This is a genomic window from Pseudomonas sp. BSw22131 (assembly GCF_026810445.1).
GTDB classification, from domain to species: Bacteria; Pseudomonadota; Gammaproteobacteria; order Pseudomonadales; family Pseudomonadaceae; genus Aquipseudomonas; species Aquipseudomonas huanghezhanensis.
Window position 1 is genome coordinate 5136950 of record NZ_CP113949.1, and the last position, 20661, is coordinate 5157610.

The 20661-nt window shown below is 62.6% G+C and carries 19 protein-coding genes and 1 pseudogene; 6 read left to right on the forward strand and 14 right to left on the reverse strand.

The annotated features are described in order from the left end of the window. Positions 1 to 253 precede the first annotated feature (253 nt). Genes gspF through gspG form a run of 7 tightly spaced genes read right to left on the reverse strand, consistent with a single transcriptional unit; the run spans position 254 to position 8402 of the window. Entirely contained in the window at positions 254 to 1459 is a 1206-nt protein-coding gene (gene gspF, locus OYW20_RS23135; protein ID WP_268798212.1) for a type II secretion system inner membrane protein GspF, read from the reverse strand. Further along, positions 1459 to 2877 carry a type II secretion system ATPase GspE gene (gene gspE / locus OYW20_RS23140; protein ID WP_268798213.1) on the reverse strand — a complete coding sequence of 473 codons (1419 nt, stop codon included), beginning with the start codon at positions 2875 to 2877 and terminating at the stop codon, positions 1459 to 1461. The genes gspF and gspE overlap by 1 nt, the downstream gene beginning before the upstream one ends. Continuing rightward, complete coding sequence (gene gspD / locus OYW20_RS23145) at positions 2874 to 5267, reverse strand: type II secretion system secretin GspD (protein ID WP_268798214.1); 2394 nt, start codon at positions 5265 to 5267, stop codon at positions 2874 to 2876. The genes gspE and gspD overlap by 4 nt, the downstream gene beginning before the upstream one ends. Next, entirely contained in the window at positions 5264 to 5830 is a 567-nt protein-coding gene (gspM, locus tag OYW20_RS23150; protein ID WP_268798215.1) for a type II secretion system protein GspM, read from the reverse strand. The genes gspD and gspM overlap by 4 nt, the downstream gene beginning before the upstream one ends. Continuing rightward, positions 5827 to 6990 carry a type II secretion system protein GspL gene (gene gspL, locus OYW20_RS23155; RefSeq protein ID WP_268798216.1) on the reverse strand — a complete coding sequence of 388 codons (1164 nt, stop codon included), beginning with the start codon at positions 6988 to 6990 and terminating at the stop codon, positions 5827 to 5829. Before gspL ends, gspM begins: the two co-directional genes overlap by 4 nt. Continuing rightward, positions 6987 to 7937, reverse strand: a complete 951-nt coding sequence (gene gspK, locus OYW20_RS23160) for a type II secretion system minor pseudopilin GspK (protein WP_268798217.1) — start codon at positions 7935 to 7937, stop codon at positions 6987 to 6989. The genes gspL and gspK overlap by 4 nt, the downstream gene beginning before the upstream one ends. Before the next feature lie 33 nt (positions 7938 to 7970). Next, a complete protein-coding gene (gspG, locus tag OYW20_RS23165) occupies positions 7971 to 8402 on the reverse strand; it encodes a type II secretion system major pseudopilin GspG (RefSeq protein WP_268798218.1) in 432 nt (143 codons plus the stop codon). Positions 8403 to 8547: 145 nt separating this feature from the next. Between gspG and gspI the strand changes: the two genes are divergently transcribed. After that, positions 8548 to 8964: a type II secretion system minor pseudopilin GspI gene (gene gspI / locus OYW20_RS23170; protein WP_268798219.1), complete on the forward strand. Its 417-nt coding sequence runs from the start codon at positions 8548 to 8550 to the stop codon at positions 8962 to 8964. A gap of 4 nt (positions 8965 to 8968) precedes the next feature. Here gspI and OYW20_RS23175 read toward each other — a convergent pair whose 3' ends face one another. Further along, positions 8969 to 9397 (reverse strand): type II secretion system protein N, encoded by a 429-nt coding sequence (locus OYW20_RS23175; protein WP_268798220.1) that lies wholly within the window; start codon positions 9395 to 9397, stop codon positions 8969 to 8971. A 75-nt stretch (positions 9398 to 9472) separates the two neighbouring features. Between OYW20_RS23175 and OYW20_RS23180 the strand changes: the two genes are divergently transcribed. Beyond that, the gene (locus tag OYW20_RS23180) at positions 9473 to 9910 is read left to right on the forward strand and encodes a prepilin-type N-terminal cleavage/methylation domain-containing protein (protein ID WP_268798221.1); all 438 of its coding nucleotides are present in this window, start codon (positions 9473 to 9475) and stop codon (positions 9908 to 9910) included. After that, the gene (locus OYW20_RS23185; protein WP_268798222.1) at positions 9907 to 10527 is read left to right on the forward strand and encodes a type II secretion system protein GspJ; all 621 of its coding nucleotides are present in this window, start codon (positions 9907 to 9909) and stop codon (positions 10525 to 10527) included. The genes OYW20_RS23180 and OYW20_RS23185 overlap by 4 nt, the downstream gene beginning before the upstream one ends. Positions 10528 to 10534: 7 nt before the next feature. Here the strand turns inward: OYW20_RS23185 and OYW20_RS23190 are convergent, their stop codons facing one another. Genes OYW20_RS23190 through OYW20_RS23200 form a run of 3 tightly spaced genes read right to left on the reverse strand, consistent with a single transcriptional unit; the run spans position 10535 to position 12771 of the window. After that, positions 10535 to 11509 carry a FecR family protein gene (locus OYW20_RS23190; RefSeq protein ID WP_408005434.1) on the reverse strand — a complete coding sequence of 325 codons (975 nt, stop codon included), beginning with the start codon at positions 11507 to 11509 and terminating at the stop codon, positions 10535 to 10537. 30 nt (positions 11510 to 11539) lie between these two features. Continuing rightward, positions 11540 to 12088: an RNA polymerase sigma factor gene (locus tag OYW20_RS23195; RefSeq protein WP_268798223.1), complete on the reverse strand. Its 549-nt coding sequence runs from the start codon at positions 12086 to 12088 to the stop codon at positions 11540 to 11542. Further along, entirely contained in the window at positions 12085 to 12771 is a 687-nt protein-coding gene (locus OYW20_RS23200) for a TonB-dependent outer membrane receptor (RefSeq protein ID WP_268798224.1), read from the reverse strand. The genes OYW20_RS23195 and OYW20_RS23200 overlap by 4 nt, the downstream gene beginning before the upstream one ends. 180 nt (positions 12772 to 12951) lie before the next feature. Between OYW20_RS23200 and OYW20_RS23205 the strand changes: the two genes are divergently transcribed. After that, a complete protein-coding gene (locus OYW20_RS23205; protein ID WP_268798225.1) occupies positions 12952 to 13254 on the forward strand; it encodes a hypothetical protein in 303 nt (100 codons plus the stop codon). Between the two features lie 19 nt (positions 13255 to 13273). On the opposite strand, the pseudogene OYW20_RS23210 reads toward OYW20_RS23205, so the two are convergent. Then, positions 13274 to 13893, reverse strand: a pseudogene (locus OYW20_RS23210) (AraC family transcriptional regulator N-terminal domain-containing protein); the annotation flags it as partial. 561 nt (positions 13894 to 14454) lie between these two features. On the opposite strand from OYW20_RS23210, the gene OYW20_RS23215 reads away from it, so the two are divergent. Next, a complete protein-coding gene (locus OYW20_RS23215) occupies positions 14455 to 14973 on the forward strand; it encodes a CHAD domain-containing protein (protein WP_268798226.1) in 519 nt (172 codons plus the stop codon). A gap of 657 nt (positions 14974 to 15630) precedes the next feature. Here OYW20_RS23215 and OYW20_RS23220 read toward each other — a convergent pair. Then, a complete protein-coding gene (locus OYW20_RS23220; RefSeq protein ID WP_268798227.1) occupies positions 15631 to 17025 on the reverse strand; it encodes an MFS transporter in 1395 nt (464 codons plus the stop codon). 190 nt (positions 17026 to 17215) lie between these two features. Between OYW20_RS23220 and uvrA the strand changes: the two genes are divergently transcribed. Beyond that, positions 17216 to 20050: an excinuclease ABC subunit UvrA gene (uvrA, locus tag OYW20_RS23225; protein ID WP_268798228.1), complete on the forward strand. Its 2835-nt coding sequence runs from the start codon at positions 17216 to 17218 to the stop codon at positions 20048 to 20050. A gap of 81 nt (positions 20051 to 20131) precedes the next feature. Here uvrA and bfr read toward each other — a convergent pair whose 3' ends face one another. Further along, positions 20132 to 20596: a bacterioferritin gene (bfr, locus tag OYW20_RS23230; RefSeq protein ID WP_268798229.1), complete on the reverse strand. Its 465-nt coding sequence runs from the start codon at positions 20594 to 20596 to the stop codon at positions 20132 to 20134. Between the last annotated feature and the right edge of the window lie 65 nt (positions 20597 to 20661).

The window sequence follows — 20661 nt, forward strand, 5'->3', positions numbered from 1 at the left end:
AACATCGGGAGGATCTACTTGATTTACAAGAGAATTCCTCGGGTGTTCGGGCTGCTTCCCGAGCGTCCCGGCAGCCCCTGCACGACAGCCTTTCAATAGCCCATTTTGCCAGCCCTTGCCCCCCAAGGGCTGGCGTCGAAGCGGCAGGCAAAGATGACAGACGCATGATCCCGAGCTTGGGCACAAAGCCATCCGGGAGTCCTTTCCGGCAAGGCGAAACAGCTGAAGCAGAATTCACTCACCAGGCGCGTGGTCACTTGACCAACTGATTGATCTCGATGATCGGCAGCAGCACCGCCAGCACGATGGTCAATACCACCCCGCCCATGACCACGATCATCAACGGCTCGAGCAATGCGGTCATGCCCATGGCCCGCCGCTCGATATCCTTGGACAGGGTGTTAGCCGCGCGCTCCAGCATCGGCGGCAGCGAGCCGGTCTTTTCGCCGCTGGAGATGAGATGGATCAACACCGGCGGAAAGACCTTCTCCACGCGCAACGCCGCCGCCAGCGATACCCCTTCCTTGACCTTGGCCGTGGCCTCGCTGACCGCCAGGCTCAGGCGCTGGTTGGAAACCGTCTGGCGCGCCGCTTCGAGGGCGCGCAGCATCGGCACCCCTGCGGCGCCGAGAATCGCCAGGGTGGAGGCGAAACGCGCGGTATTGAGGCCCAGCACGAAACGACCGAACAGCGGCAGGCGCAATATCCGGCTGTGCCAGGCCAACCGCGCGGCCGGCTGGCGCAGATACAGGCGCCAACCCCAAAGGCTACCGACCAGGGCGATAAAACACAGCCAGCCCCAAGTGCGGATGAAGTCGCTGGCCATCAGCATCGCCACGGTGAGACCGGGCAGGTCCTGGCGCGCCTGGGAAAAAGCGCTGACCACCTGGGGCACGACATAGCTGAGCAGGAAGATAACGATGCCAATGGACACCAGGCCGACCACACCGGGGTAGATGAAGGCTGTGAGAATCTTGCCCCTCAGGCCGTTACGCTCTTCGATGTAGTCGGCCAGGCGCTCCATCACTTGGGCCAGGTCGCCAGACTCTTCACCGGCCGCGATCAACGCTCGGTATATCTCGGGAAAGTCCCGTGGCCGCGCCGCCAGCGCATCGGCCAGCCGCAGACCGCTGCGCACGTCGTTGCGCACGGCGCTGAGGGTGTCGGCGATGTGCTTGCGCTCGGCCTGCTCGACCGTGGCGCTGAGGGCGGCCTCCAGCGGCAGGCTGGCGCCGAGCAGGCTGGCCAGTTGGCGGGTGGCCCAGTCCAGGTCGGCGTCAGAGAGTTTCCTGGCAAAACGGCCGCCACCAGAGCGGGCGTCGTGTTGCAGGTCGACCCGCAGCGGCGTAAGGCCACGGCTGCGCAGTTGGCCCATGGCGCCACGCTCGCTGTCGGCCTCGAGGCGGCCGGTTTCAATTCGGCCCTGGGCGTCGGCGGCTTCGAACAGGTAATGGTTCATCAGTTGTCCCGGGTCACACGCACTATCTCTTCGAGGGCAGTGGCGCCGCTGTCTATCCAGCGGTCGCCGTCTTCACGCATCGTGCGCATGCCGGCGGCGCGGGCTGCCTGGCGCAGCGCCTGCTCGCCAACGCCCTGGTGGATCAGGCCGCGCAAGGCGTCGTCGATCACGAACAGTTCATGAATGCCGGTGCGGCCGCTGTAACCGCTCTGGTTGCACACGGGGCAGCCCGTGGGGCGCCAGTGGCCTGGCACGCTCGGGTCGGGCACGCGGCAGTGCGGGCACAGGCGCCGCACCAGACGCTGGGCCAGCACGCCGAGCATCGACGAGGCCAACAGAAAGGGCTCGACCCCCATGTCGGTGAGCCGGGTGACCGCCGACACCGCGTCGTTGGTGTGCAGGGTGGCCAGCACCAGGTGGCCGGTGAGCGAGGCCTGCACGGCGATCTGTGCGGTTTCCAGGTCGCGGATTTCGCCGATCATGATGATGTCCGGGTCTTGGCGCAGGATGGCGCGCAGGGCGGTGGCGAAGCTCATGTCGATCTTGGCATTGACCTGAATCTGGCTGATGCCGGGCAGGTCGTATTCGACCGGGTCTTCGACGGTGAGAATATTGCTGGTGCTGGCGTCCAGCCGTGCCAGGGCAGCGTAGAGGCTGGTGGTCTTGCCGCTGCCGGTGGGGCCGGTGACCAGCACGATACCGTGGGGCTGGCGAATCAACTGGTCAAGCTGGGCCAGCAATACGGGCGCCATGCCCAGGCTCTCCAGCTGCAGGCGTCCGGCCTGTTTGTCCAGCAGGCGCATAACAATACGTTCGCCATGGCCGGTGGGCACGCTGGAAACCCGCACGTCGATGGGCCGGCCGGCCACGCGCAGGGCAATACGGCCGTCCTGGGGCAGGCGTTTTTCAGCGATGTCGAGCTGGGCCATGATCTTGATCCGCGACACAAGCGCGGCGTGCAGCGCCTTGCGCGGCGCCACCACGTCACGCAAGGTGCCATCGACCCGGTAGCGCACGACCGAATGGGTCTCGTAAGCCTCGATGTGAATGTCGCTGGCCTGGTCCTGGGCGGCCTGGGTCAACAAGGCGTTGATCATGCGAATTACCGGGGCGTCGTCCTGGGTATCGAGCAGGTCGGTGATCTCCGGCATTTCCTGCATCAGGCGGTCGAGGTCGACGTCGTTCTCGGCCTCCCCCACCACCGCCGCCGCGCTACCGGTATTGGCGTAGGCGCTGGACAGGCGCTCGTCTAGCGCCTGCTCGCTGAGTTGCTCGAAGGCCAACGCGCCGAACTGGCGACGCACTTCGCCGATCGCCCAGCCAGGGGTGGAAGGACATACGCTGAGTCGAGCGCCCGCCTCGCCCTGGCTGAGGACGATGCGCTGGGCCTTGGCCCAGGCATAAGGCAGTGCACTCATTGCGGCACCGCGCGAATCGCGGCACGCGGCGTGACGTTGGCGGGTAACCCGGCGCCGGACGGCAGTGCGCCCGGCATGGCCTGGCGGTCGTCGGGCAGTTGCGCGGCGTTGATGTCGTCGGGCAAGGCCCAGTTGTGGCTCGGCTGCACGGCGCCCTGGGCGTTGCGGATGAAGTTGTAGCGGTTGAGGGTGATGTTGCGGCCCATGTCCGGGTCCCGAATGATATAGGGGCGCAGAAATACCATGAGGTTGGTCTTAGCGGTGGCGCGGCGGTCGTGGCGGAACAGCGCGCCGAGCACGGGAATGCGCGAGAGACCGGGAATGGCGTCGGCAGTCTGGGTGAAGCTGTCTTGCAGCAGGCCGCCGAGCACCATGATCTGGCCGTCGTCGAGGAGGATGCTGGTGTCGATGGCGCGTTTGTTGGTGACGGTACCGGCGGTATTGTTGGCAGTGCTGTCGACGCTGCTGACTTCCTGGTAGATATCCAGCTTGACCGTCCCTCCTTCGGAAATCTGCGGGCGCACGTTGAGTTTGAGGCCGACTTCTTCGCGGGTGATCGTCTGGAACGGGTTGCTGCTGCCGCTGCTGCCGGTGGTCACGTAGGAGCCGCTGACGAAGGGGATGGTCTGGCCGACGAAAATGCTCGCCAGTTCGTTATCAAGCGTCAGCAGGTTGGGCGTGGACAGTACGTTGGTGCCGCTTTTGCTTTCCAGCGCGCGGGCCAGCACCTTGAGGTCGGTGACCGCGCCGATGCCCGGCAAGGTCACGGTACCGCGCACCACGCCCAGGCTGAGGCCCGCCGGCAAGGCGTCGAGGGTGCTGCTGGCGCTGGTGGCCAGACCTGAGCCGCCCAGTTTGGCGCCGCCGAAACCGCCGCTGCCGGCGAGGTTGCCGGCTTGCCATTGCACACCGAATTCGTTGGCCTGGTCTTCCCCCACTTCGACGATCAGGCTTTCGATCACCACTTGGGCACGGCGCTGGTCGAGCAGGTCGATGACTTCGCGCAGGCTCCGGTACATCGGGTCCGGGGCCGAGATCAGGAGGGTGTTGGTGGTGGCGTCGGCCTGCACGGTCACGCCGTTGGCCGAGAACGCCAAGTTTTCGGTGCTACCTTGGCCATTGGCGCCCTGCCCGGCCTGGCTGGCGCCCAGGCCGTAGCTTTTGGAACCACTGGTGCTGAGGCCGCTGGAGGTGCCCGTGCTGGAGTTACTGCTGCTGGTGCCAGTGCCGCCCTGGGTACTTGCGGCGTTGTTGCTGCCGTTGAGGATCGAGCGAGCGTTGTCGCCCCCGTTTTCGCTGTCACGCTCGCCAGTGAGCATGCCGCGCAGGGTAGCCGCCAGTTTGCCGGCCTGGGCGTTGCGCAGGTACACCACGTGGAAGTTGCCGGCGCCGGCCTGGGCGTTGTCGAGTTTGTAGATCAACTGGCGGGCGATGTCGGTGCGCTCGGGGCTGCCCGCGCGAATGATCACCGTGTTGGAGCGGGGGTCGCCGACCACGGAAATTTTCTGAGTGGGGTCGGCGGCGCCCTGGCTCTCCAGAAGCTGGGTGACCAGGGTGGCGATGTCGCTGGCGATACCGTTGCGCACCTGCACCACGTCGGTGTCGAGGGCGCCCGGGGTGTCGATGCCGGCGATGACGGTGGCGACGCGGTCCAGGTTGTCGGAATAGTCGGTGACGACGATGGTGTTGTTGCCGGGGTAGGCGTTGATCGGATTGTTGCTGGCGACCATGGGCCGCAGCACCGGAATCAGGTTCACGGCGTTTTCGTACTGCAGGCGAAAGGTGCGGGTGATCATGCCACCGGTGGCGGGCTTGTCGGCGCCGTATACCGGGCCGGCCAGCAGCTTGGCATCAGCCTCGGGCACCACCTGGCTGACGCCGCCGACGTCGACCACGGTGAAGCCCTGCATGCGCAAGGCGGCCAGTAGCATGTCGTAGGCGCGCGCCGCTGGCACTTCGGTTTCGGCCACCAAGGTCAGCTGGCCCTTGACCCGCGGGTCGACCAGGAACTCATGGCCGGTGGCGCGAGACAAGCCGCGCACCACGGCCTGGATGTCGGCATCCACGAAGTTGAGCTTGACCGGCTGGTTACCCAGCGGGTTGCTGGCGGCGGCCTGGGTGCCGGCGTTGGCCCGCGCCGGCGTACGAATGGCATGCAACTGCGGTGGCTGGCGTTGTTGCTGGATGGCCTCAGCTTGCAGGCGCTGGCGGTCGCGCTGGGTATCGACTGCGCCGGGCGGCAGCAGTGGCCGGCCAAGGTCGCTGGAAGTAGTCACCTGCAGACCTTGCCGCGGCGGTTCGCTGCTGCAGGCGGCCAGCAGCGCCAACAAGGCGAAGGGTGCCACGGCCGGCAAGCGTCGCAGCCGGGGGAACGATCCTGAATACGTCATGAAGCTTCCTTAGCGCCTGGCGCCTGTTCCATGCGGACAAAGCCTGAGAGCCGACCTTCGATCGAACCTTGCGGGCCTGCATCGGTACTGCGGGTGTCGCTGCTGGCGCGCAGCAGTTGCGCCTCGCTGATATTCAGGTTGAAACGCTGGCCGCATTGCCGCAGCCAGGCCAGGGTGGCGCTGGCGGGAGCTTCGTCGAATTGCAGGCGCCAAGTGCGGGCGTCGCCACCGAGTTGGTAGTGCCCTCGCAGGCCTTGGTTGTCGAGGCTTTCGCGCAGCGCCTCGGCGACATCGGCGCCGGCCGGGGGGACCTGCACGCCGGCCAGCAGGCTTTGCAGGGCCGCCGCCTGGGAGCGCAGGCGTGGCAGTTCCCGCTCCCAGTGGTCAATGCTGCGCAGCGCCGGTTTCACGCCGCCAAGCCACACCAGCATGGCCAACAGAAAGGCGCCCATGGCCAACATCAGGCGTTGGTCGCGGTGCGACAGGCTGCGCCAGGCAGCCTTGGCCTTGGCGCGGCGTTGGCCGAGTTGGCCAAGTTGGCGCAAGTGGGCCTTGGCGCTCATGGCGTGGCTCCGCTGGGGTCGATGCGGGGTGGCGGGGGATCGTCCGCCGCATCGCCCGGGGCGCCATCGCCGCTGGCCAGCGCCAGCGCGCGCAGCGTCCAGCCCTCATTGGTCGGCAACGCTTCGACCCCCTGCTTGACCAGTTGCGCCTGCCAGGGGCCGTCAGTAGGCGTGCGGTAGCCTTCGGCCAGGGTGATGTGCAGCTCGCCGTCGCTGAAGGCCAGGGTCTGCACCGCCCCAGCCAGAAACGGCATGGCGTCGGCGCTCTGTTCCAGCAACGCGGCGAAGCGTCGGCCCGGGTCCTGCAGCGCCGTGCCGCTGCCCGCCTGTATTTGCTGGCGGGCCTGTTGCAGTGGGTTGAGTACGACGTCGAGGCCGGGAAACGCCTGGCGCACCTGGGCATTCATTTGCTGGCGCAGCGCAATGCCCTGGTGGGTCAGCTGCCGGGCGTAGAGGTTAACGCCTACCAGCCACACCACCGCGGCCAGCGCACAGCAAGCCAGCGCGCGGCCCCAGCCTTCAGTGGCTGTACCATGGGCCAGACGCCCGTGCAGGCTCCAAGTGGGCAGCGGGCCGTCGAGGCTAGCCGCACAAAGCAGCGTATCGGCGGGCAGCCGCGGCTCGACCCGGGCCTGATGGGCACCGCTGCGCTCCAACAGGTAATAGTCACGCTGCGCCACCTCGCAGGTACCGTCGGCGGGCAGGGGCAACCCATAGGGCGCCGGGTACACGCCAGCCAGCCGCAACTGGCAGTCGTGCAATAGCGCCAGCAAGCGCTGCAAGCGGATGCGCTCCAGCCAGGCCAGCATCACCTGGCCGTCGGCCTCGCGCGGGCCATGGGCGATATGAAACTGCTCTACCGGCCCGAGAATGAACGCCTGCGCGGCATAGCGCACGGCCGCCTCCAGGCGTGGCGCCGACAATGGCGGCAGCGTCAGGCTGGCGAGCAGGCTGTCATCGGGGTGTAGCAGGCAATGCACGGCGGCTTTGCGCGCCCCGGCCCTCTTCGTGCGCTGCAAATGGGCGGCCAAAGTGGCCAGGCTGAGCGTCATCAGCAGTACCCCGCCCCCGCCACGGCTGGCTTCGAAGACCTGTACCGAGCTATCCCGATGCAGGCTGGCCAATGGCGGCAAGGCGACCCGCAAGCCTTGGATGATCATGAGCCTATGCGCTCCCAGATCAGACGAGTCGGCTTCAGCTCGTCGCGGTGCAACAGCGCCTGCAGGCGCAGTACCTGACCGCCGCGGCGCACCAGGCCGTTGACCCGGAACCAGTCGCTGGTGATACCAACCCGCACCTGCTGTTCATCCAGGGTCGCCACGCCCAGACGGTTGGTGAAGTCGCCACGGTTGATGAACCAGCGACCGTGGTCGCGCTCGGCGATCAAGGCTTGCACGTGGCCTGGCGACAGGCCCGGAACCTGTGCGGCCAAGACCTCGGCGCTGGCGGTATTGCCGTTGACCCAAGTGGTGGCGGGCAGGAAGGTAATGTAGTCGCGCAGCGCGTCCAGGCTGCGCGCATCTACATCCTTGACACTGCGTAGGTCTTCTAGGCCGTGCAGCATCGGCAGCGTGGCGCGGATCGGCGCAGGGGCCGAGGCGGCGGAGGTGGCCCGGCCACTTTCGAAGCTGTTGACTGGGGCGGTAGCACGGGTGGGGGTCGGCAGCAGGTCATGGCTGCCAATGACCCGCGCGATGATTGAATCGGCGGCCCGCACACGTACGCCCAAGCTGGAGCAAAGGCGGCGGAAGGAGGCGATCTCGTCGGCGTCGGGGCGGCCATTGCTGACCAGGTTCGCCAGGTTGTACTTGCCCTGCTCGTCGTCGATCCAGCCGCTGACGGTGCCGCTCAGGGTTTGCGCCGATACGGCGTGCAGCGGCTTCGCCCAGGGCTGGTCGAGCCGGGTGAGCACGTCACGCTGACGGTCGTCGTCCAGCACTTGGCGCCCCCAGGCGACTAGGGCTTGCAGGTCGGCACTGCTCTGGGCACGCTGCTGGGCGGTTTCAAGGCTGCGGGTGGCGACGCTCTGGCGGGCGATCATGGCGCCGGCGATCACCGCCACGGCGGTGGCGATGACCAGTGCAGCGATAATGGCTGTGCCGCTCATGGCGGCCCGGGATGAAATTGGCTGGCGCATAGTCTAGAGCTGCCAGGAGCCGATGTCGGCATTGGCGCCCTCGCCGTCCGGCTGGCCATCGCCGCCCAGGGAAAACACGTCGACTTCGCCATTGGTGCCCGGGTTCAGGTAGTGGTACGGGTGGCCCCAGGGATCGTTAGGCAGGCGCTCAAGGTAGGCACGACCACCGGCCTTGCCAGGGGCGGCGGCCAGGACTTTCAGGCCCTGGGCGCTAGTGGGATAGCTGCCGTGGTCCAGCCGATAGAGCTTGAGCGCCTGCATCAGGCCGGAGATGTCCTGGCGCGCGGCGGTGGCGCGGGCCTGATCCGGGCGGTCGAGCACTTTCGGCACGACGATGGCGGCGAGCACGCCGAGAATCACCACAACCACCATGATTTCTATCAGGGTAAAACCCGACTGGTGGTGGGAGCGAGGAACAGCTGGCAAAACGTCCATGATCGATATCCTTGGCAAGTCCGAATCGCCGCGCAGTGTGGCAACTTGGTGTGTCACCGGTATTGAAAATGCTCGGGAGCTTTGGTCGCCAAACCTTCAGAAGCGCGGGCTAGGCTGGGCACTCTTCGCGAAGCGGTCGGTCGTCATGCGCAAACTCCCTGTCGTCGCCCGCGCGCAAGCGGGCTTTACCCTGATAGAGGTATTGGTGGCCCTGGCCATTGTCGCTATCGCCCTAGCGGCGGTGGCTCGCGCCAGCGCGGTGATGACTCAGAACAGCGGCATGCTGCACGACCGTGCGCTGGCGCTGCTGGCAGCACAGAGTCGCCTGGGGGAACTGCGCTTGCAGGGCAGCCTGGCCAGTGGGCAGGCGCAGGTCGCGTGTGACGAGGGGCGCTTGCGACTGCGCTGCCATCAGTTGGTCAGCCCGTCGCCGCTGCCAGGCGTGCTGCGCGTGCAGGTGGTAGTGAGCGCGGCGCTGCAGCCGGACTGGCCGCTGGCGCAATTGGAGACGCTGGTCGAGCAACGTCCGTTAGCGTCGGCCAGCGCGGTCGCGGGCCATTGAAGCTTCAGCGCGGCGGGGCGCTTAGGGTGGGCAGTTGGAGCGCGGGAAGGACTCGGCGAATGGCGATGTGCTGCCGCTCGCCAGCGCGGTCGACGGTAATCTGCGTAGCCTCCACCTGCACCAGCTTGACCTGCGGAGCCAGGCTCTCACCGACCATGAACGGCCGCGCGGGCTTGTCATTGACGCTGAGGATGGCGACAGCACCGCGCTGGGTGGCCAGCAAGCCGGACACCTTGATGTCCAGCGGTGCGGCACGTTCGTCGAACCACTGCCCGGCCAGGCTGCTGGCGGCGGGCAGCGGCGCCGCCGCAGCGACCGCCAGCGAGGGCGGATCGCCCAGCAGCTGCGCCCAGGTCCAGACCCCGGCAACCACGGCGAGCAGCCCCACGACCTGCAATGCGCGAGGATCGGCGAAACGCATCAAAGACAGCATGGCCAGCACTCCCGGTTGGACGAATTGACATCGTACTCGGGCAATTTCACGTTTTTGTGTCAGAGAAACCAGAGCATGAGCAAAGCCCGACAGGCAGCCTTTACCTTGATCGAAGTGATGGTGGTTCTGGTGATCATCGGCATCGCCACCGCGGCTATCACCCTTAGCCTCGGCGCAGCAGGCGACCGGCCCTTGCGCGAAGAGGCCTGGCGCCTAGCCCTCGCATTGCAGGCCGCACAGAGTGTGGTGCACGCCGACGGCCGGCCAATACGCTGGTACTTCGACGGCCGCGGCTACCAGTTCATTCGCGAGCGCAACGACAACTTCATCCGCGACCCGCTGCTCAAACCCCAACATTGGGAAAACGCAGCGTTGCAGGTGCAGGTCAGCCCGCAGCAAGTGGTGCTGCTGGACGCCGAATGGATCAGCACACCACTTAGGATCGAACTGTCCGATGGCGCCAACCGAGTCTCGGTGGTGCGCCATGCCAACGGCGCGGTGACGGTGCAATGAACTGCCCACAGCGGGGCTTCACGTTGATCGAAGTGATGGTCGCTCTGCTGCTGATGGCGCTGATGAGCATCATCGCGTGGCGCGGCCTGGACAGCATCACCCGCACCGATCAACACCTGCAGGCCATCGAGCAGGACAATGCGCAGCTGTGGCGCGTGCTCAACCAGTTGGACCGCGATATCGCCATGCGGGTGACCACCGAACTGGATTCACCTGCCCTGCCCGCCGAGCCACCGGTGCCCAAGCCACTGGCGCAAGTACTGCGCCTGCAAGGCACACCGGAAAACGGCCGGCTGCGGCTGGTACGTAGCGCGCCGGCACTGGATGGGACCCTGCAGCAGGTGCAATGGTGGTTGCAGGATGGCGTGCTGTATCGGGCCGCCTCCGCTGGCGATGCGCGCCTGCCGCTGGGCGAGCCCGCCACGGCCATCGCGGTGCTGGACCGGGTGACGGCGCTGCGCCTGCGAGTATGGCGCGACGGCAAGGGTTGGGTGCGCTGGAGCCCGAAAACGGCCATCAACCCGCGGGGGCTGGAAGTAGTACTTGTGCGCAACGGCGAACAGGGCCAGGAGCCCTATCGGCGGGTGTTCGGCCCCTTGGGCGACCCCGTACCCTGAGCGATTTTCAACTGATGATGATCACGCCACCCGGCAGCTCGGTACAGGTGGCGCCGTACGACTGGCGAATCAACGCCGCAAAGCTGTCAAGTTGATCGAGCCTCAGCCGCGCCTGCACCTTGCGCTGGCCCAGGCGACTGTTGATCAGCACCAACCGGCCAGGCCGATAGCGGTTGATTTCGGCAACCACCTCGGCCAGTGGCATGTCGTTGAACACCAGCATACTGTGGGTCCAGGCAGCGGTCACGACGGGGTCGAAGGTGCCGCTGGTGAGTACCTCATCGCCCCGGTAGGTCAGGGTTTGGCCTGGTCGCACGCTGTGCTGGCCGCCGCCCAGTTGCACCTGAACCGCGCCTTCCAGGCAAGACACGCACGCTGCGCCGTCTAGCAAGCGCACCATGAAGCGCGCGTTTTGGGCAGCCATCCAGGTACCGCCCGCCTGCACCCTGACGTTGGTCGGGGCCGACACCAGCACCTGGATCTCGCCTTGCAGCAATTCGATATCCTGCTGGCCAGCAGCGGTGACCTGCTGGTTGAGGCGGGTCTCGGTGTTCAGCTCGAGTGTCACGCCGGTTGCCAGTTGTACTTCGCGTTGCTCACCGACCCGGGTCCGGAAATCAGCGTCCAGGCCACTCAAGCCACTTGGCAACGCCTGCCCCGCTATCCATACTGCCACCGACGCCGCTACCGCCCCACCTAGCAAGGCCCGGCGGCTGATGCGCGCGGCCGGCACCTGGATGGCCGCCGTGCCGAGGTTGCGCCACAGGGCCTTGGCCTGGGCGAAGGCCTGGGCGTGTGCGGTGCTGTGCGCGCGCCAAGCGCGTAGGGCGTCGGCGTCGGCAGCCGTGGCTCGGCCACTGGTCAGGAGCACGAGCCATTCATGCGCCTGCTCTCGCAGCGGGTCGTGGGGGGATTGCGCCTGAGTAGGCTGGGCGCCATCGCCAGCGGCCTTGTCAGCCGCCCGTAGCGGAAAGATGTTCAAGCGCGCGGTTTCTCTTCAAAAAAAGGATGCTCAACGTTTAGACGGTTTTCCCGCGCCGGGACCGAAGCGCTGGATCGACTTTCTTTCGAGACGATCCGCGCAATGCCCTAAGGCGGCCTTTAACTCCTTCTCGACCGTGCGCGTGGATACACCAAAGCGCCGGGAAATCTCCACGTGCGGTACCTCTTCGAGGCGCGCGGCGAGGAAAATCTGCCGGCGCCTTGAAGGCAGTTCGTAAAGCGCCTTGATCAACGCTGAAACCTCGTTTTGGCCGCCGACGATCCGTGAGGGATCGTGATACTCGTCAAGCGGCTGCAGCAATTCCTCGAGCTCTTCACCCGTCAGTAAGCGGGCATCGGCCTGCCTGCGGTCAGCAGCGACGTTGAGCGCCATGCGATACAGATAGGCGTCCGGGCGTTCGACTTCGGCGGCATCGTCCATGCGGTCAACGCGCAGGAAGGTTTCCTGCAGCACGTCGTTGGCCAAGTCCTCGGACCCCAAGCGTCGGCGCAGGCGCCCCTTGATGTCTTCATAGGAAGCCAGAAACAGCCGGACCATGGGGCGCAGCTCTTTCGTCATCGATGTGCGCCTCCTTTTGCGTCGTTGCAATCCATGCTTTTCCCTAACACTGCCGGCTCCAGAAGTATCGTCAACGGCTGGCGCATCGACGATGGCGGCGGGCGATCAATGACCACTTCCCGCAATTCGTTTATCAATAGGTCGTCACGGTCATAGTCACCCGTGCTCGCGAGCAGATGGCTGTACTGCACATCACCCAGGCCACCGATCCATAATTGCAACACCGCGCGGTAGGTCCCCGGGCGCAGTTGCGGGTTACGGCACAGCACCCGGGTGATGTCCTGCTGCAGGGTGGCGGCAAAACTCTGGCCCTCAAACGCACTTGCTGAGCCTTTTGGCCGTTCATCCAGCGTCAATACTTGCGCGGGCTGCACGGTAAAACCTTCGGTACCGGCATACACGGCCATCAGGCCACTGCCCGCCAGCAACAGCGACAACGCCTGGCGTGGCGGCAGGCTGGCATGTATCGCTCCAGAGCGGCGGCCCTGGGTCAACTGCCGGTCTGCCAGCACCGCCATGCCAGTCAGTTCGCTGAAACGGGCCAAAGCGGTCAACAGGTCCTGGCTGGGGATATCCAGTTTGACCGCCTGCCCCAAGGGCGGCCGAGCCTCGGCGAAAACCGCCGGGACCGTGCAAAGCGTTACCCACAGCGCCAGCCAGCGAACCAAGCAGCTAGGGGACACAGGCAACACCCAGTGAGGTCAACCAGTAATGGCCCACTGCTACCCCAAACATAAAACCGTGATACTGAGCGCAATCGATGTCAGCTCTGTTACAACCATGGAAAAAATAATTTAACAGCGCCAGCGGCACGACGGGCTAAGGTAAAGCTCCATTGCCACCCAGCCCTGCGGGGAACGATCATGCTTAAATTTACTGCCCTTGCCTTGTGGTTCTGCTACGCGATACCCACCGTGGGCCATGCCGAGCCAGCCGCCTGCGTGGGGGTCAAGGTGGGCGATGCACGTGCGCCCGCCTTCGACTGCCTAGGCGAGCGCATGGCCGCCAGCGAACCCCCCGCGCAGCGCTACAACCGCGAAGCGCTGGGTAGCGCTGCAAGCTACAAGGCACCCAACGCCCTGGGCCTTTACAACCAGTCTGCCAGCCGCATTCGCATGGGCACCCAGTGGGGTGTAGGGGTAACGCCACAACGCCCCGCGCCTTGAGCCAAGCCGGATAGTGCGACTACGCGTACAACGAGTATATCGCCGGTGCCGGCAAGGCATGGGTGGCTTTCATCCACCGGATTTCCGCCAGCGACGTGCGGCCGAAGAAACGATTGAACTCGCGGCTGAACTGCGAAGCACTTTCACACCCCACCTCGAAGGCGGCGCTGATGTCGTTGCGCAGCATCAGCAGACGCGTCGATTTCAGGTTCTGCATGAGAGGGGAGTCGGTGACGCCGGGAAAATGCAGGTGCAAGCTCGGCACGCTCATGCTCGCCCCCTGGGCCAGAGCCTCGACGTTCAGGCGTTGCTGGTAGCTGCTATGGATCTTGCGAATGGCCCGGCTGACTTTGCCGAAGTGGCCCTGGCGGTCCATCGGCGCGGCACGCAAAGTGCCGATCTCCTCGCCCGTGAGGCTGCGGTAGTAGATTTCCCGCACCAGTGCGGGCCCCAGGATCTGCGCTTCGACGGTCGGCCATGGCTTGCAGAAAGCGCAGCAGCGAGGCCCGCAGCGGTTCGTCCATGTGCGGGGCTTATATGTTTGGGTTGCGCCTAGCTGGGGGCAAAGGCGTCGTCGACCTGCAGCATCACCTAGCTGGCCAGCTGCAGATCGAGGCGAATGTAGACCGCCAGCATCGGCCCCTCGGGAATTAAGGACGATCGCGTCCGCTAAAAAATAGGCGGACAAAATCGACCTTAATACCGAAGTCCAAAAGGTGTGTACCTCTAAGATGCCCCTGAGCTGTGAGCTAGTGGAGCGACGAATGACGGGGGCTGAAGCAAGCTGTCGAGCAAAGTAGTAGTTTCCGCGCGGGCGATCGTGCGTTGATTGATTGATTGATTGATTGATTGATTGATTGATGGTCGCCACTTTATCGCTGTTCAGCAAGCAACCAGGCACCCCGACAATGATCGCCAACCAACTGGATTTCGTAATAGGGAATGCATCGCAATAGCTTGCAAGATCAGTCGTCAGCATCCTAGTCTGATGCTCTGATAGCCTCATATACCTCAACCACCGTCAGGGGAATCTGATGGCCTTTGCTGATACGTACGTAAAAGAGATTCTTGCAATGGAAGTCGCGCTTTTTCACGCGCGCGCTCGACTTGAATTCGAGACAGGCCCAGAAGCACTCCACGATTTACGGATAGCCGTCAGACGCATTCGCAGCCTGTTGATCCCTGCGCGCGCTTGATGGCATGGATAGCTTGAGAACAGCAGCGGCGGAAGTAGGTCGGCTAACAACCCCAGCGCGCGACCTGGAAGTGATGGCGTGTGCACTCGAAAGTAGAGGGCATCCTGAATCCGCTGCGTCACGTCGCGCAGGACTCAAACAAGATCATTTGGCGATCCTGAAGCATCCCGCACTGGAGCAACTCTTTGTAGCCTTGGACCAGTGGCCAATTGCGTTCAGATCCTCACAGGTCGGCAGCAGTTCGGCGGTATTGAACAAGTTGATCGTCAAACCGCTGGTTAAAAATGTCGACACGCTTGATATCGCGCTTGATGACGATCAGTTTGATCGGCACGAGTTGAGAATACTGGTGAAGCGAACGCGATATCTGACAGAAGCATTCCCAGAGCTATCGCCGCTGACCGCCAAAGCGGCTAAATCATTGAAAACCGACCAATCGGAGCTTGGCTCGTGGCACGATCATTTTCAATGGTGTCTCAAGGCCAAAGTCGAGCCAAACCTCGCACCTCTGGAAGGTCTCTGAACGTCGGCAGCGATTGACATCCGCATCATCTCTGGTGCTTGGTTCAACGCCTTCACTAAGCTGCTGGTGCCGAGTACTTTCATAACCTGTCGCCGCTGATGCGATATTGACTCAGGCTGCCGGAAGTCATTGACCTACCCAAACACTCAGCGAACGAGGTCTTTGCGCGGTATTTGAGAGGCCGCATCCAGGTCAGTCAAAATCAGCAGCCTGGGTCAAAATCGTATCAGTGCCCACACAATAGCGCAGGCCGATAATCGTCATGGCCATCACGAAAATGGCCCAAACAGCCAACATCAGCGTTTTATTCCCAGCTTAGTGACCGAGCGCAGACAGGCATGGCGGACCATCCGCTCTTATGCCACAGGTCAGACGTATGAAGGCCGAGTTCCAGAATCGCAGAGCACAATCGGTGGTGTGACGTCCCTGCCACTCAGATGCACCGCCTGCAATACGCGACGGATGAAGGCGTGGACGCCCCACGCGTCGACTTAAGGGCGGACTGTGACGGCTAAATCGGGGAATATCAGAAAGGCATAAAAAACAAGCCATTACAAAGAGACAAGACGGACAAAATAAATCGTCCCAAGCGTCAGGTGGACAAAACAGTTTCCCCCTGACTGCTATATTTTGGACAATTTAAATTATCCTTGGCCACTAGGTTTCACACGTTCGCGACGCAGGATTGACCAAATCGTCGAAAGACGCCCGATCCAACTGTTCTTTGTCAAATTTGATATAGATGGCGCCCTCGTCGGGCACCACTACTGCGTCTGTTACTCCACGCACTGCCAGCAAACGCTCGGCCAGACCGGAATCTCGTTGAGCTTCGGGCGACAGCGGCAAGCGCAGACTTGTGACATAGGGAGGTTCGCGCATGGTAACAGCAAAACAGAGCCAGAGTGCTGCCAGCCCCGCTCCCCCAAGAAACACAACACTCAGCCCGCCGTGCTGAAAAAGCCAGCCGCCAAGGATGCCGCCCACCGCCGAACCGAGGAACTGGCTGGTGGAATAAATCCCCATCGCCGTGCCCTTACCGCCCGCCGGGGAGACTTTGCTGATCAACGATGGAAGCGATGCCTCAAGCAGGTTAAAGGCGGTAAAGAACACCACTGTGCCGATAACCAGCGCTCGAAGCGTGTTGCCGTACTCCCAGAAGAATAGTTCAGTGAGCATGAGCACAGCGACTGCGCCCAGCAAAACCCGTTTCATTTGACGCTTCTTCTCGCCATAGATGATGAACGGGATCATGGCAAAGAAAGAAATCACCAGCGCGGTCAGATAGACCCACCAGTGCTGCTCTTTGGGCAAACCGGCTTTTTCGACCAGCGCGAGAGGCAGCGCGACGAAGCTGGACATGAGCATCGCGTGTAACGCGAAGATACCTAAATCAAGCCTTAGCAAATCGGGATGACGCAAGGTCGCGCCCAATGCCTGCTTGGCCAGACCGGACTCGCGATGCTGCAAGGTAACGGTAGATTTGGGAACAACGAAGGCGGTGATGAGGATGCCTACCAGTGCCATAGCGCCGGTTGCCAGAAACAGACCAGACAGCCCGAAAGCACCGGTCAGAATCGGGCCGACGACCATGGCGACTGCGAACGAAACACCGATGGTCATACCGATCATCGCCATGGCCTTGGTGCGGTGTTGTTCGCGAGTCAGGTCTGACAAAAGAGCCATGACTGCTGCTGAAATCGCCCCGGCGCCCTGCAGCACGCGGCCTGCGATCACACCCCATATGGACGTCGCATCAGCGGCAAGCACACTGCCTATCGCAAAAATGATTAGGCCGAAATAGATAACCGGACGACGCCCGATGCGATCGGAGATGATTCCGAACGGAATCTGCAGCACGGCTTGCGTCAGTCCATAAGCGCCAATCGCCAGGCCAATAAGAGCGGGGCTCGCTCCCGCCAGGTCCATGCCATAAGTCGCGAGGACCGGCAAAACCATGAACATGCCAAGCATACGGAATGCGAACACCAGCGCCAGACCGCCTGCTGCGCGGGTCTCGCTGCCACTCATGCGCTCGCTGTGTGAATCGTGCATGGAATAACCTCGTGTGAACCGGCGGCAATTCTACCAGTCCCATCGATGTACAGCACACACGCGACGCTTTGCCGCGCTTAGATGAAGCAGTCTTCATGTGAGCGTGCGACGCGTGATCTGATAGTGTGCATCCATCCAGTATTTGACCGTATACTCCTTCGTTTTACGACGCCCGCCGCGCGAGGCCATTTTGGACAAGATCCTGATTCGTGGGGCCCGAACCCACAACCTGAAGAACATCGACCTCACCCTGCCACGCGATAAGCTGATCGTCATTACCGGGCTTTCCGGCTCCGGCAAGTCATCGCTGGCATTCGACACGCTCTACGCCGAAGGGCAGCGACGCTATGTGGAATCCTTATCCGCGTACGCTCGTCAGTTCCTGTCAATGATGGAAAAGCCTGACGTCGACACCATTGAAGGTCTGTCGCCAGCCATTTCCATCGAGCAGAAGTCCACGTCCCACAACCCCCGCTCAACCGTGGGAACGATCACCGAAATCTACGACTACTTGCGCCTGCTCTATGCACGCGTCGGTCAGCCACGCTGCCCGGATCACGACATTCCGCTTGAGGCACAGACCGTCAGTCAGATGGTCGACCTGGTCATCGCGCAACCTGAAGGCAGCAAGTTGATGCTGCTAGCCCCTGTTGTGCGTGAGCGCAAAGGCGAGCATCTGGCTGTGTTCGAAGAACTGCGTGCTCAGGGTTTCGTGCGTGCCCGGGTCAATGGCAGGCTCTGTGAACTCGATGAATTGCCGAAGCTGGATAAGCAGAAGAAGCACTCCATCGATGTTGTCGTTGACCGATTCAAGGTCCGCGCTGATCTGCAACAACGTCTGGCCGAGTCGTTCGAGACCGCATTGAAACTGGCTGACGGTATCGCCTTGGTTGCACCCATGGACGACGAGCCCGGTGAGGAGATGATCTTCTCGGCGCGCTTTGCTTGCCCCATCTGTGGTCACGCCATCAGCGAACTAGAGCCAAAACTGTTTTCCTTCAACAACCCTGCGGGTGCATGTCCGACATGCGACGGCTTGGGCGTTAAACAGTTTTTCGATATCAAGCGACTGGTCAACGGCGAATTGACGCTCGCCGAGGGCGCGATTCGGGGCTGGGACAGACGTAATGTCTATTACTTCCAGATGCTGGGCTCTTTATCCAAACACTATGGATTTAGTCTGGAAATGCCTTTCAAGGAGCTTCCCGCTGATCAGCAGAAAACCCTGCTGAATGGCAGCGGCTCGCAAAACGTCGATTTCCGCTACCTGAATGACCGCGGCGACATCGTCAAGCGCGCGCACCCTTTTGAGGGGATCGTGCCGAACCTCGAACGTCGCTATCGCGAGACTGAATCGGCAACCGTGCGAGAGGAGCTGGCCAAGTTTCTCAGCACCCAGCCCTGCCCGGACTGCCGTGGCACCCGCTTGCGACGTGAAGCACGCCACGTATGGGTTGGCGAGAAAACACTGCCAGCCGTCACTAACCTTCCAATCGGTGATGCCACAGAGTACTTCAGCTCGCTGAAACTGACCGGTCGCCGCGGTGAAATTGCTGACAAAATTCTCAAGGAGATCCGTGAGCGCCTGCAGTTTCTGGTGAACGTCGGGCTTGATTACCTAACCCTTGATCGCAGCGCTGACACGCTCTCTGGCGGCGAAGCGCAACGTATTCGCCTCGCCAGTCAGATCGGCGCGGGCCTTGTGGGGGTCATGTACATCCTTGATGAGCCGTCCATCGGCCTGCACCAGCGTGACAACGATCGACTGCTCGATACCCTCCGCCATTTGCGGGATATCGGCAACACGGTGATTGTGGTTGAGCACGACGAGGACGCTATTCGCATGGCCGACTACGTTGTCGACATCGGTCCTGGCGCCGGGATCCACGGCGGTCATATCGTCGCACAGGGCACGGCAGCTGAAGTCATGGCGCACCCTGACTCTCTCACTGGTAAATACCTTTCCGGGCGCGTGAAAATTGCCGTCCCTGCCAAGCGCACGCCGCGCAACAAGAAGCTTTCACTGAAACTCAAGGGTGCGCGCGGCAACAATCTGCGTAACGTTGATCTGGAGATTCCGATCGGGTTGCTCACATGCGTCACGGGCGTCTCTGGATCGGGTAAGTCGACACTGATCAACAACACGTTGTTCCCGTTGAGCGCCACCGCGCTGAATGGCGCCACGACGCTGGAGGCCTCGGCGCACGACAGCATCGACGGGCTGCAGCACCTAGACAAGGTCGTCGACATTGACCAGAGCCCGATTGGCCGGACACCGCGCTCCAACCCTGCCACTTACACGGGTCTGTTCACTCCGATCCGGGAGCTGTTTTCGGGCGTACCCGAGTCTCGCTCACGTGGTTACGGGCCAGGTCGTTTCTCGTTCAACGTCAAAGGTGGGCGTTGCGAGGCTTGCCAGGGTGACGGGCTTATCAAGGTGGAGATGCACTTCCTGCCGGACATCTACGTCCCTTGCGACGTGTGCAGGAGCAAGCGCTACAACCGTGAAACCCTTGAAATCAAATACAAGGGTAAAAACATTCACGAAGTGCTGGAAATGACGATCGAGGAAGCGCGAGCGTTTTTCGATGCCGTCCCCGCACTGGCGCGCAAGCTGCAGACTTTGATGGATGTGGGACTTTCCTACATCAAGCTCGGTCAGTCGGCGACGACGCTGTCGGGTGGCGAGGCGCAGAGGGTGAAGTTGTCGCGCGAACTGTCCAAGCGCGATACCGGTAAGACCCTCTACATTCTCGATGAGCCAACCACAGGACTGCACTTTGCGGACATTCAGCAGTTGCTGGACGTACTGCACCGGTTGCGCGACCACGGGAATACGGTTGTGGTGATCGAGCACAATCTTGACGTAATCAAGACGGCTGACTGGCTTGTGGACTTAGGCCCGGAAGGCGGCTCGAAAGGCGGCCAGATCATTGCGACTGGTACGCCTGAGCAGGTTGCCGAGATGAAGCAGTCTTACACGGGGCACTACCTCAAGCCCCTACTGGAGCGCGACAGGGCCTGATGCTTTGGCTATGACGCAATGAAAAGGCCCCTGTCGCTGTGTAAGCGCCAGGGGCCTTTTTGTAGATCTGTAATCTGTAAATCAGAACTGCGACTGAAGATAATTTTGCAGGCCGATGGATTTGATCAGGCCAAGCTGTTTTTCCAGCCAGTAGGTGTGATCCTCTTCAGTGTCCGCAAGCTGGACGCGGAGGATTTCGCGGCTAACGTAGTCTTTATGCAGCTCGCATAGCTCAATACCCTTGCAGAGTGCACCACGAACTTTGTACTCGAGACGCAAATCGCTGGCGAACATCTCAGGAACAGTCGTTCCCACGTCCAGGTCATCGGGGCGCATACGCGGCGTGCCTTCGAGCATCAGGATGCGGCGCATCAAGGCATCAGCATGTTGTGCCTCTTCTTCCATCTCATGGTTGATACGCTCATAGAGCTTGCTGAAACCCCAATCCTCATACATCCGAGAGTGCACGAAATATTGGTCACGTGCGGCCAGCTCGCCGGTCAGCAACGTGTTGAGATAATCAATGACATCCGGGTGGCCTAGCATCGCCGTACTTCTCCTCGTGAAAGGCGTAGTTTGAACCAACACGCTGGCAAGGTCACTTCTTGAAC

Bases quoted from the DNA above. Each gene is read 5' to 3' on its own strand.
- OYW20_RS23175 (WP_268798220.1), bottom strand. From the start codon at position 9,397: ATGCTGTCTTTGATGCGTTTCGCCGATCCTCGCGCATTGCAGGTCGTG.
- OYW20_RS23220 (WP_268798227.1), bottom strand. From the start codon at position 17,025: ATGCACGATTCACACAGCGAGCGCATGAGTGGCAGCGAGACCCGCGCA.
- gspM (WP_268798215.1), bottom strand. From the start codon at position 5,830: ATGAGCGCCAAGGCCCACTTGCGCCAACTTGGCCAACTCGGCCAACGC.
- gspF (WP_268798212.1), bottom strand. From the start codon at position 1,459: ATGAACCATTACCTGTTCGAAGCCGCCGACGCCCAGGGCCGAATTGAA.
- OYW20_RS23195 (WP_268798223.1), bottom strand. From the start codon at position 12,088: ATGACGAAAGAGCTGCGCCCCATGGTCCGGCTGTTTCTGGCTTCCTAT.
- gspK (WP_268798217.1), bottom strand. From the start codon at position 7,937: ATGAGCGGCACAGCCATTATCGCTGCACTGGTCATCGCCACCGCCGTG.
- OYW20_RS23180 (WP_268798221.1), top strand. From the start codon at position 9,473: ATGAGCAAAGCCCGACAGGCAGCCTTTACCTTGATCGAAGTGATGGTG.
- OYW20_RS23205 (WP_268798225.1), top strand. From the start codon at position 12,952: ATGCTTAAATTTACTGCCCTTGCCTTGTGGTTCTGCTACGCGATACCC.
- gspD (WP_268798214.1), bottom strand. From the start codon at position 5,267: ATGACGTATTCAGGATCGTTCCCCCGGCTGCGACGCTTGCCGGCCGTG.
- gspG (WP_268798218.1), bottom strand. From the start codon at position 8,402: ATGGACGTTTTGCCAGCTGTTCCTCGCTCCCACCACCAGTCGGGTTTT.
- gspI (WP_268798219.1), top strand. From the start codon at position 8,548: ATGCGCAAACTCCCTGTCGTCGCCCGCGCGCAAGCGGGCTTTACCCTG.
- gspE (WP_268798213.1), bottom strand. From the start codon at position 2,877: ATGAGTGCACTGCCTTATGCCTGGGCCAAGGCCCAGCGCATCGTCCTC.
- OYW20_RS23215 (WP_268798226.1), top strand. From the start codon at position 14,455: ATGGATAGCTTGAGAACAGCAGCGGCGGAAGTAGGTCGGCTAACAACC.
- gspL (WP_268798216.1), bottom strand. From the start codon at position 6,990: ATGATCATCCAAGGCTTGCGGGTCGCCTTGCCGCCATTGGCCAGCCTG.
- bfr (WP_268798229.1), bottom strand. From the start codon at position 20,596: ATGCTAGGCCACCCGGATGTCATTGATTATCTCAACACGTTGCTGACC.
- OYW20_RS23185 (WP_268798222.1), top strand. From the start codon at position 9,907: ATGAACTGCCCACAGCGGGGCTTCACGTTGATCGAAGTGATGGTCGCT.